The organism is Streptomyces sp. Tu 3180, assembly GCF_009852415.1.
Classification (GTDB): domain Bacteria; phylum Actinomycetota; class Actinomycetes; order Streptomycetales; family Streptomycetaceae; genus Streptomyces.
Genome location: NZ_WOXS01000002.1, coordinates 581,565 through 593,583, shown reverse-complemented (window position 1 = coordinate 593,583; position 12,019 = coordinate 581,565). Strand labels below are relative to the sequence as shown.

2 protein-coding genes are annotated in these 12,019 nt (G+C 76.6%); one reads left to right on the top strand and one right to left on the bottom strand.

All coding sequences use genetic code 11. The features are described from left to right. The first annotated feature begins 30 nt into the window (after positions 1 to 30). Entirely contained in the window at positions 31 to 10,878 is a 10,848-nt protein-coding gene (locus GL259_RS39270) for a type I polyketide synthase (RefSeq protein WP_159529179.1), read from the top strand. Positions 10,879 to 10,954: 76 nt separating this feature from the next. Here the strand turns inward: GL259_RS39270 and GL259_RS03870 are convergent, their stop codons facing one another. Then, positions 10,955 to 11,989 carry a ketoacyl-ACP synthase III family protein gene (locus GL259_RS03870; protein WP_159529177.1) on the bottom strand — a complete coding sequence of 345 codons (1,035 nt, stop codon included), beginning with the start codon at positions 11,987 to 11,989 and terminating at the stop codon, positions 10,955 to 10,957. Between the last annotated feature and the right edge of the window lie 30 nt (positions 11,990 to 12,019).

Below are 12,019 nucleotides of genomic sequence, written 5' to 3'. Positions count from 1 at the left end.
CACGGGACCTCGGAAACGGGTGAGGAACGCATGAGCGATGAGGACAAGCTCCTCGGCTACCTGAAGAAGGTCACGGCCGATCTCCACCGGACGCGACAGCGGCTGGCGGCGGCCGAGGCCCGCGAGAGGGAACCCATAGCGATCGTCGCGATGGGCTGCCGCTTCCCCGGCGGCGTGTCCGGCCCCGACGACCTGTGGCGGCTGCTGGAGGACGGCACGGACGCGATGACCGACTGGCCGCGCGACCGCGGCTGGGACGTCGAGTCGCTCTACGACCCGGAACCGGGCACACCCGGCCGCAGCTACACCCGCACCGGCGGGTTCATCGACCGGGTCGCCGACTTCGACGCCTCGTTCTTCGGCATCTCCCCGCGCGAGGCCGTCGGCACCGACCCGCAGCAGCGGCTGCTGCTGGAGATCTGCTGGGAGGCCCTGGAACGCGCCGGCATCGACCCGCTCGCCCTGCGCGGCAGCCGCACCGGCGTGTTCTCCGGCACCAACCTCCAGGACTACCCGGCCCTGCTCGCCCACTCCGACAACGCCGGCGACGACGGCGTCGGCAACTCGCCCAGCGTGCTCTCCGGGCGCATCTCGTACACCCTGGGCCTGGAGGGGCCGGCCGTCTCCGTCGACACCGCCTGCTCCTCCTCCCTGGTCACCCTGCACCTGGCCGCGCAGGCGCTGCGCGCGGGGGAGTGCGACCTGGCCCTGGCCGGCGGCGTCACCGTCATGTCGACCCCGACGATCTTCCTCGAGTTCAGCCGCCAGCGCGGGCTGTCCCCGGACGGACGCTGCCGGGCCTTCGCCGACGCGGCCGACGGCACCGCCTGGGGCGAGGGCGCCGGCGTCCTCGTCGTCGAGCGGCTGGCCGACGCCCGGCGCAACGGCCACCCCGTCCTCGCCGTGCTGCGCGGCTCCGCCGTCAACCAGGACGGCGCCTCCAACGGCCTGACCGCACCCAACGGGCCGTCCCAGGAACGCGTCATCTGGCAGGCCCTGCGCTCCGCCGGACTCGCCCCCGCCGACGTCGACGCCGTCGAGGCGCACGGCACCGGCACCACCCTCGGTGACCCCATCGAGGCGCAGGCCCTGCTCGCCACCTACGGCCAGGACCGGCCCGCCGACCGGCCGCTGCTGCTCGGCTCGGTGAAGTCCAACATCGGCCACACCCAGGCCGCCGCCGGAGTCGCCGGCGTCATCAAGACCGTCCTCGCCCTGCGCGCCGGCCGCCTGCCGGCCACCCTGCACGTCGACCGGCCCAGCCGGCACGTCGACTGGAGCGCGGGCCACGTCGAACTGCTCACCGAGGCCCGCGACTGGCCCGGCACCGGCGACCGGCCGCGCCGCGCCGCGGTCTCCTCCTTCGGCGTCAGCGGCACCAACGCCCACGTCATCCTCGAACAGGCCCCCGAGCCGGACACGGACGAGACGGCCGCGCCGGCCGACGACACCCCCCGCGCCCGGGCCTTCCCCGTCTCCGGCCGCACCGCCGCCGCCCTGCGCGCGCAGGCCGCCCGTCTCGCCGCCCACCTGCGGGCCGCCCCCGACGGCACGCCCCGCCCCGCCGACCTCGCCTGGTCCCTGGCCACCACCCGGCCCGCCCTCGAACACCGGGCCGTGGTCGTCGCCCGCGACCGGGACGATCTCCTGCGCGGCCTGGCCTCACTCGCCGAGGACACACCCGACGCGGCCGTCGTGCGCGGCGTCGCCGACACCGACGGCGACCCGGTCCTCCTCTTTCCCGGCCAGGGCCCCCAGTGGGAGGGCATGGCCACCGAACTCCACGCGGCCGACCCGCGGTTCCGCCGCTTCTTCGACGAGGCCGCCGCCGCGGTCGAGGCGTTCACCGACTACGCGGTCCTCGACGTGCTGCGCCGCGCACCGGGCGCCCCGCCGCTGGAGCGTCTCGACGTCGTCCAGCCCACCCTGTTCGTCGTCTGCGTCGCACTCGCCCGGCTGTGGATGGCCTGCGGAGTGCGCCCCGCCGCGGTGGCCGGGCAGAGCCAGGGCGAGATCGCCGCCGCCCACATCGCCGGCGTCCTCACCCTGGAGGACGCCGCCCGCGTCGTCGTCACCCGCTCCCGGGAACTGACCGCCATCACCGGCCGCGGCGGCATGGTGGCCGTCCCCCTGCCGCTCGCCGAGGTGGAACGGCTCCTGACCCCCTACGAGGGCCGGATCTCGGTGGGTTCGGTCACCGGCCCCCGCTCGGTCACCGTCTCCGGGGACGCCGAACCGCTCGCCGAACTCCTGACCACCCTCACCGACGCCGGGGTCCGAGCCCGCCGCGTCCCCGTGGACTACGCCTCCCACTGCGCGCAGGTGGAGGAGGTCCGCGACGCACTGCTCACCGGGTTCGCGCCGGTCCGCCCGCGCCCCGCACGGATCCCCTTCCACTCCACCGTCACCGGGGCCCGCGTCGAGGACACCACCACCCTCGACGCCGCCTACTGGTACGACAACGTCCGCCGCCCGGTCCGCTTCGAGACCACCGTGCGGGACCTCGCCGGAGCCGGGCACCGCGTCTTCGTCGAGGCCGGCCCGCACCCCGTCGTCACCACCGCGGTCGGCGACGTCCTGGAGGACCTCGGCATCACCGACGGCGCCGTCCTCGGCACCCTGCGCCGCTCCGAGGGCGGACCCGAACGCTTCCTCGCCTCCGCCGCCGCCCTCGCCGTGCGCGGCGGCCGCGTCGACTGGACGGCCGTCCACGACGAGCCCGCCCACCGCGTCGACCTGCCCGTCTACGCCTTCCAGCGCCGCCGCTACTGGCCCGCCTTCACCGGCGCACCGGCCGCCGACACCGCCGCCGGCACCGCGGACGCCCCGTTCTGGCGGGCCGTCGAGGCGGGCGACCTCGACACCCTGGCCGCCGCCCTCGACCTGGACCCGGACACCGTCTCCGCCCTCGCCCCCGCCCTGGCCGGCTACCGCAGGCGCAGCACCGACCGGGCCACCGCCGACCGCTGGCGCTACCGCATCACCTGGCACCCCCTGGCCGACCGCCCCGCCCCCGCGCTGACCGGACGCTGGCCGCTGCTGGTGCCCCGCGGCCACGAGGAGGGTCCCGAGGCCACCGCGGTCCGCGCCGCCCTCACCCGGGCCGGCGCCGACTGCGTCCCGGTCGTCGTCGACCCCGCCGCCGACCGCACGGCCCTCACCGCCGCCCTGTCCGGCGCGGCCGACGGGGCGCAGGCCGTGCTCTCGCTCCTCGCCCTCGACGACACCCCGCACCCCGGCCACCCGCTGCTGCCCGGCGGGTTCGCCGCCACCGTCGCCCTCGTCCAGGCCATGGACGACCTCAACACCCGCCTGCCGGTGTGGTTCCTGACCCGGGGCGCCGTCGCCACCGCGCCCGGGACGGGCCCCGACCACCCCGCCCAGGCCCTGATCTGGGGCTTCGGCCGGGTCGTCGCGCTGGAACAGGCCGACTGCTGGGGCGGTCTGGCCGATCTGCCCGCCGGCTTGGACGACCGCGCCGCCGACCGGCTGATCACGGTCCTCGCGGGCACCGACCACGAGGACCAGGTCGCCGTCCGCCCCACCGGGGTCCTCGGCCGCCGCCTGGAGCGCGCCGCCACCGGCGGACTGCCCGGCCGCCGCCGCTGGCGGCCGGGCGGCACCGTCCTGGTCACCGGCGGCACCGGAGCCCTCGGCCGGCACGTCGCCCGCTGGCTCGCCCGCTCCGGCGCCGAGCACCTGCTGCTCGTCAGCCGCTCCGGCCCCGACGCGGAGGGCGCCGCCGGCCTGCTGGAGGAACTCGCCGCCCACGGAACCCGCGCCGAGCTGGCCGCCTGCGACATCGCCGACCCCGACGCCCTCGGCTCCCTGCTCGCCGCCATCCCCGCCGACCGGCCCCTCACCGCCGTCTTCCACACCGCGGCCGTCCTCGACGACGGCGTCATCGGCTCCCTCACCCCCGACCGGCTCGCCGAGGTGCTGCGGGTCAAGGTCGGCGGCGCCCTCAACCTCGACGCCGCCACCACCGGGCTCGACCTGTCCGCGTTCGTGCTGTTCTCCTCCTCGTCGGGCGTCTTCGGCAGCCCCGGACACGGCAACTACGCCCCCGGCAACGCCTTCCTCGACGCCCTCGCCGAGGACCGCCGCGCCCGCGGACTGCCCGCCACCGCCGTGGCCTGGAGCGGCTGGGCCGACGGCGGCATGGCCTCCGGCACCGTCGGCGAACGCCTCCAGCGGCACGGCGTGCGCCTGATGGACCCCGCCGTCGCCGTCACCGCCCTCCAGGACGCCCTCGACCACGACGACACCGCGCTGGTCGTCACCGACATCGACTGGGAGGTCTTCGGCGCCGAACTCGACAAGGGCCGTCCCCGGCGCCTGTACGCCGCCCTGCCCGACCTGGAGCGCCCGCGGGCGAACCGGCCCGCGCCCCGCGCCGGCGACCCGGACGCGGAGGACACCGGGGACGGGCTCCTCGTCCGGCTCGCCGCCCTCTCCGACGCGGACCGCAGGCACGCCCTGCTGCACCTCGTCCGCGCCCACATCGCCCACGTCCTCAACCACCCGAGCCCCGACGACGTCGAACCCGCCCGCGCCTTCCGCGAACTCGGCTTCGACTCCCTCACCGCCGTCGAACTGCGCAACGCCCTCGGCGAGGCGACCGGCATGCGGCTGCCCGCCACCCTCGTCTACGACTACCCGACCCCGGCCGCGCTCGCCGAGCACCTCGACGGGCAGCTCGCCCCCCGGCGAGGGCTCTCCGCCTCCGGTGCCGGTGCGCCGTCGCCCGCGGACAGCGCACAGGACCCCGTCGTGATCGTCGGCATGGCCTGCCGGTTCCCCCGCGGCGCGGACACCCCCGAACGGTTCTGGCGGCTCCTGGCCGACGGCACCGACGCGATGGGCCCCTTCCCGCAGGACCGGGACTGGGACCCGGAGTCGCTCTACGACCCCGAGCCCGGACGGGCCGGCCGCACCTCCACGCTCACCGGCGGCTTCCTCGACGGCTTCGCCGACTTCGACCCGGGCGTGTTCAACATCTCGCCGCGGGAGGCCCTCGCCATGGACCCGCAGCAGCGGCTGCTGCTGGAGATGGCGTGGGAGACGTTCGAGCGGGCCGGGATCGACCCGCGCGCGCTGCGCGGCAGCCGCACCGGCGTCTTCGCCGGCACCAACTACCAGGACTACACCTCCCGCCCGATCGCACCGGGCGACGAGGTCGGGGCCCACCTGGGCACCGGCAACTCCGCCAGTGTCATGTCGGGCCGGCTGTCGTACACCTTCGGCCTGGAGGGTCCGGCGGTCACCGTCGACACCGCCTGCTCCGCGTCCCTGGTGGCCCTGCACCTGGCCGTGCGGTCGCTGCGCGCGGGGGAGTGCGACCTGGCCCTGGCGGGCGGCATCACCGTGATGTCGACGCCGGGTCTGTTCGTGGACTTCAGCCGGCAGCAGGGGCTGGCGGCGGACGGCCGGTGCAAGGCGTTCGCGGACGCGGCGGACGGGACCGGGTTCTCCGAGGGCGGCGGTCTGCTGCTGGTGGAGCGGCTGTCGGACGCGCGCGCCAAGGGGCACCCGGTGCTGGCGGTGGTGCGCGGCTCGGCGGTGAACCAGGACGGCGCGTCCAACGGGCTGAGCGCGCCCAACGGCCCCTCCCAGCAGCGGGTGATCCGGGCCGCGCTCGCGGACGCGGGGCTGTCGGCGGCGGAGGTGGACGCGGTGGAGGCGCACGGCACGGGCACGCGGCTGGGCGACCCGATCGAGGCGCAGGCCCTGCTCGCCACCTACGGGCGGGAGCACGACGCGGAGCGTCCGCTGTATTTGGGGTCGGTGAAGTCCAACATCGGTCACACGCAGGCGGGTGCCGGTGTGGCGGGCGTGATGAAGATGGTGCTGGCGATGCGGCACGGTGTGCTGCCGGCGACGCTGCACGTGGACGCGCCGTCCTCGCACGTGGACTGGGACCAGGGCGCGGTCGAGCTGCTGACCGGGGCGCGGGAGTGGACCGTGCCCGGGGACCGGCCACGGCGCGCGGGGGTGTCGTCCTTCGGGATCAGCGGCACCAACGCGCACGTCGTCCTCGAGGCCGCACCCGGACAACCCGCCCCCGACCCGGGGGAGAGGCCGTCCGGCGATGTTCCCTGGGTCGTCAGCGGCCGTGACCCGCAGGCCCTGCGCGACCAGGCCCGCCGCCTGCTCGACCACGTGAGCGCGCACCCCGGCGTGGCACCGGCCGACACCGCCCTCGCCCTGGCCACCACCCGCACCGCCTTCCCCCACCGGGCCGTGCTCATCGGCGCGGGCCAGGACGACCTCACCGCCCAGCTCCGGGCCCTCGCCGACGGCACCCCGCTGCCGGCGACCGTCACCGGCACCGCCCGCACCGGCGGGCGCACCGCCTTCCTGTTCACCGGGCAGGGCGCCCAGCGCCCCGGCATGGGCCGCGAACTGCACGCCGCCTTCCCGGTGTTCGCCGACGCCTTCGACGCCGTCTGCGCACGGGTCCCCGGCCTGCGCGAGGCCGTGCTCGGGGACGACACCGACCTCGTGCACCGCACCGAGTACGCCCAGCCCGCCCTCTTCGCCTTCGAGGTCGCGCTGTTCCGGCTGCTGGAGTCGCTCGGCGTACGCCCCGACGTGCTCGTGGGCCACTCCGTCGGCGAGATCGCCGCGGCCCACGTGGCCGGCGTGCTCTCCCTCGACGACGCCTGCACCCTGGTGGCCGCCCGCGGACGCCTGATGCAGGCCCTCCCGGCGGGCGGCGCGATGGCCGCGGTACGGGCCACCGAGGAGGAGGTGACGCGGCTGCTGGCCGGACGGGAGGACGAGATCGGCGTCGCCGCCCTCAACGGGCCCGACGACACCGTCGTCTCCGGCACCGAGGACGCCGTGGCCGAGGTCTGCGCGCACTTCGCCCGGCAGGGCCGGCGCGCGACCCGGCTGCGGGTCGGCCACGCCTTCCACTCGCCCCTGATGGAGCCGGTGCTCGAGGAGTTCCGGGCCGTCGTCACCGGACTGTCCTACGCCGAGCCGGCCCTGCCCGTCGTGTCGACCGTGACCGGCTCGGCCGCGGAACCCGGCCTGCTCACCGACCCCGAGTACTGGGTACGGCACGTCAGGCGGCCGGTCCGGTTCCACGACGCCCTGCTGCGCCTGCGCGACCTCGGCGCCCGCCGCTTCCTGGAGGTGGGCCCCGACAGCCGGCTCACCGCCCTCGCCGAGGCGGTCCTCACCGAGGCGGAGCCGCAGGCCGCGCGGGACGCGGTGTTCACCGCCGCCGTCCTGCGCGACCGGTCCGAACCGCGCCGGCTGCTCACCGCGGTCGCCACCCTCTTCGTCCACGGCGCCGACCCCGACTGGGCGGCGCTGCTGCCCGGCGCCCGGCCCGTGCCGCTCCCCACGTACGCCTTCCAGCGGCAGCGCTACTGGCTGCCCACCGTGCCGGCCGGCGCGGTCGCCGGAGCCGGGGGAGCCGACCCCGCCGGTCACCCGTTCCTCGACGCCGAGATCACCCGGGCGGGCTCGCGGGAGCTGCTGTTCACCGGGCGGCTGTCGACGCGCACCCAGCCCTGGCTCGCCGACCACGCCGTCCTCGGGCAGGTCATCCTGCCCGCCACCGCCCACCTCGACCTCGCCGTACACGCCGGCGACCGGGCCGGCTGCGGCCACCTGAGCGAACTCACCCTGCTCAGCCCGCTCGTCGTACCGGAGCGGGACGCCGTCCCCGTCCAGGTCACCGTCGACGCTCCCGACGAGGCCGGGCGCCGTCCCTTCGGCATCTGGTCGCGGCCCGCCGGCGACGGAACCGGCTGGCGCCTGCACGCCCGGGGCGTCCTCGCCCCGCAGGTCCCCTCCCCGCCGGCGGACGACCTGGCCGCCTGGCCGCCGCCCGGCGCCGTCGTCGTCTCCGACGAGGACCCCTACGCCGCCTTCGCCGCGGCCGGGTTTTGCTACGGGCCCGGCTTCCGCGGGCTGCGCACCGTGTGGCAGCGCGGCGACGAGGTCTTCGCCGAGGTCGAACTGCCCGAGCCGTACCGGCAGGACGCCGCCCGGCACGGCCTGCACCCCGCGCTCCTGGACGCCGCCCTCCAGGCGCTCCTGGTCCGGCGTCCGGGAGTTCCGGCGGACGAACCCGCCGCGCCCATGCTGCCGTTCGCCTGGACCGGGCTGACCCTGCACGCCACCGGCGCCACCGCCCTGCGGGTGCGGCTGGCCTCCGCCGGGCACGAGCACGGCTACTCCGTCCTCGTCACCGACACCACCGGGCAGCCGGTCGCCACCGCCGACGCGATCACCCTGCGCGCGGTGAACCCCGCCGACGGCTCCGACCGGCCCGAACTGCTGCGCCTGGACTGGCGGGCGACCCTGCCGCTGCCGGCCACGCCCCGCGCGGAGTCGGTGCGCTGGGTCGTCCTCGGCACCGGTGACGACCGCGTCGCCGCGGCCCTCGACGGGGCCGGCGTGCACCTGGAGACCTACGCCGACCTGGAGGCCCTGGCCAAGGCGGTCGACACCGGCATGACCATGCCCGAACTGGTCCTGGTGGCCCCCGAACCCCGCAGCCCCGACGGCCATGCGGCACCCGACGCGGTACGGGGCCTGCTGACCCGGACGCACGAGCTGATGTGCGGCTGGCTGGCCGACGACCGGTTCGCCGACTCCCGGCTGGTCCTCGTCACCCGCGCCGCCGTCACCGCCGGTCCGGTCACCGCGTCTCCCGGAGCGGCCCTGCCGGACATCGCCGGCGCCGCCCTGTGGGGACTGGTGCGCTCCGCGCAGGCCGAACACCCCGGCCGGTTCCAGCTGCTGGACCTGCCCGGCGAGTCCGCGGACGCCGACGACCGGGCCCTGCTCGCCGCGGTGGCCGCCGGCCGGCCGCACGGCGCCGTCCGCGACGGACGCCTCCTGCACCCCGATGTGGCCCCCGCCGCCACCGGCGCCCCCGCGCCCGGCCTGGCCGCCGGCACCGTCCTGGTCACCGGCGCCACCGGCACCCTCGGCCGGGCCGTCGCCCGCCACCTGGTCACCCGGCACGGCGTGCGCTCCCTGCTGCTGGCCGGCCGCCGCGGCCCCGCCGCCGACGGCGCGGACGCCCTGGTCGCCGAACTGACCGCGCTGGGGGCCAGGGTCCGGCTGGAGTCCTGCGACGTCGCCGACCGCGCCGAGGTCACCCGGCTGCTGACCCGGCTGCCCGGCGACGCGCCGCTGACGGGGGTCGTCCACGCGGCCGGCGTCACCGACGACGCCGTGCTCACCGCCCTCGACCCCGGCCGTCTGGACACCGCGCTGCGTCCCAAGGCCGACGGCGCCTGGCACCTGCACGACGCCACCGCGCACCTCGGCCCGACGGCGTTCGTGCTGTTCTCCTCCGCGGCCGGCACCTTCGGCGCACCCGGCCAGGCCAACTACGCGGCCGCGAACGCCTTCCTCGACGGGCTCGCCGCCCACCGCCACGCCCTGGGACTGCCCGCCGTCTCCGTCGCCTGGGGACTGTGGGACGGCGACAGCGGCATGACCTCCCGCCTGTCCGCCACCGACCGCGGCCGGCTGGCCCGCGGCGGCCTGCGCCCGCTCGCCACCGACGACGCCCTCGCCCTGCTGGACGACGCGCTGACCGCCGCGGACCCCGCGGTGATCGCCGTACGCACCGGCTCGGGCACCGCGGGAGTACGCGCGATGCTCCGCCCCACGCCCACCGCCCCCACCCGCCGCACCGTCGGGTCCGGCCCCACCGGACCGGCCCCCTCACGCCTGCTCGCCGGCACCACGCCCGAGGAGGGCCGCGCCCGCCTGCTCGGACTGGTCCGCGACCTGGCCGCCACCGTGCTGGGCCACCCCTCGGCCGACGCGGTCGAACCCGACCGCCTCTTCACCGAGCAGGGCTTCGACTCCCTGACGGTGGTGGAACTGCGCAACCACCTCGCCTCGGCGACCGGTCTCACGCTGCCCCCCACCCTGCTGTTCGACCACGCCACCCCCGAGGCGCTCGCCGCCCACCTGCACCGGCGCCTCGACGCGGAGCCGCAGCAGGCCGCCGCACCCGCCGGCGGCCCGGCTCCGGCCGGCCCGCCGGTCCGCGCCGAGGACACGATCGGCGGCCTGTTCAAGGCGGCCTGCCTGGACGGCCGGGTGGACGACGGCTTCACGCTGCTCCAGGCGGCGGCCGGACTGCGTCCCACCTTCACCGCCCCGGCCGACCTGCCGTCCCTCCCGGAGGCGATCCGCCTGTCGGCCGGCGGCGCCGCCGCACCCCTGGTGTGCTTCAGCTCCTACGTCGCCCTCGCCGGCGTCCACCAGTACGCCCGGTTCGCCTCCCGCTTCCGCGGCCGGCGCGACGTGTGGGCCCTGCCCACCCAGGGCTTCGGCGCCGGGGAGCCGCTGCCCGCCACCTTCGACGCGGTGGCCGACCTGCACGCCGACGCCGTGCACCGCACCGTCGGCGACACCCCGGCGGTCCTGCTCGGCTCCTCCTCCGGCGGCGTGCTGGCCCTGGCCGCGGCCCGGCGCCTGCAGGAGCGCGGCGCGGCCCCGGCCGCCGTCGTCCTGCTCGACACCTACATGCCGCGGGCCGACTCGCCGTTCCTGCGCTTCTCCCAGCAGATGCTGAGCGGCATGTTCGAACGCGAGTCGATGTTCGCGCACATGGACACCGACCGGCTGACCGCCATGAGCTGGTACGTGGCGCTCGTCGGCGAGTGGGAGCCGGGTCCGCTGGACTGCCCGGTCCTGCTGGTGCGTTCCAGCGAGCCGCCGGTGCCCCCGGCCCCCGGGGAGGAGCTGCCCGCGCACGAGTGGCAGACGTCCTGGGACCGGGCCCACACCGTGCTCGACGTCCCCGGCGACCACTTCACCATGATGGAGGCGCACGCCCGCTCCACCGCCGACGCCACCGACGGCTGGCTGACCGGCCTCGGCACCTGACGCGGTGCAGGGCACGGACGGGGCCCGCTTCCCCTCTCACCCGAGAGGGGAAGCGGGCCCCGTCCGTGCCGCGCGGTCACTCCGCCCAGTGCGGCACCCCGGTGACGGTGACCACGGCCGCGCTGCACAGCCAGCCGGGCCCCTGCGACACCAGCAGCACGTGGTCGCCGGGGGACACCGCCCGGGTGCGCACCAGGTGCTCCAGGGTGATGAACACGTCCGCGCCGCCCACGTGCCCCACCGACCGGCCGAACTCCCAGCTGCACCGGTCCATCGTCAGCCCCAGCGGCATCATGATCGAGTACTCGATCATCCGGCCGTCCATGTTGATCGGGACGACCTTCGCCAGGTCCGAGGCGTTGATCCCGGCGTCCACCAGGGAACGCTGGATGATCTCCAGGTCGAACAGGGTCAGCTTCTCCATCGTCTCCGACAGCGGCATCTCGCGTTCGGTGAACCGCTGCGCCCGCTCGGCCATGTCGGACATCGGCCCGGCTCCCTCGCGCAGCACCAGCGGACCGTCACCGCGGTGCCACTTCTCCAGCTCGTGCAGCACACCGGAGTTCAGCGACCGCACCTCGGCGAACCCGCCCTCGTCGCTGACCAGCGCCGCCGCCGCGCCGTCCCCGAGGATGTAGGCCTGCCCGAAGCCCCGCCAGCGGTCCATGGTGGGGGAGGAGAAGTTCTCCCCCGTCGTCAGCAGCACCGACCCCGCCCCGGCGGCCCCGGTGAGCTTGCCGATCGCCACCTCCAGCGCGCTGAGCATGCCGTCGCAGCCCTGCTGGAGGAAGAGCGCCGGCAGCCGGCCCAGCCCCAGCTCCCGCAGGATGTAGCCGGGCGGGTAGGCGCCTTCGGGGGCCTGGTAGTGGACCGCGCTGTGGATGTGCGCCCCCAGGTCCTCCGGGTCGATCTTCGAGCGGTCCAGTGCGATCCGCGCCGCCGACACCGCCAGGTCCATCGCCGGCACGTCCCCCGCGACATGGGCCCCGGTCAGGCCGTTCGCGGCCTGCACCTCGGCGTCCAGACGGCCTTCCGCCACCGCCTGCTCGGCACTGGCCCAGGCGGGCAGCACCACGCCCAGCGACTCGATGTGGACGTTCTCGACACGCATCTCTTCCTCCTCCTGGCCGGCCCCGGGGCC

Coding starts and splice junctions, on each gene's coding strand:
- GL259_RS03870 (WP_159529177.1), bottom strand. CDS start 11,989: ATGCGTGTCGAGAACGTCCACATCGAGTCGCTGGGCGTGGTGCTGCCC.
- GL259_RS39270 (WP_159529179.1), top strand. CDS start 31: ATGAGCGATGAGGACAAGCTCCTCGGCTACCTGAAGAAGGTCACGGCC.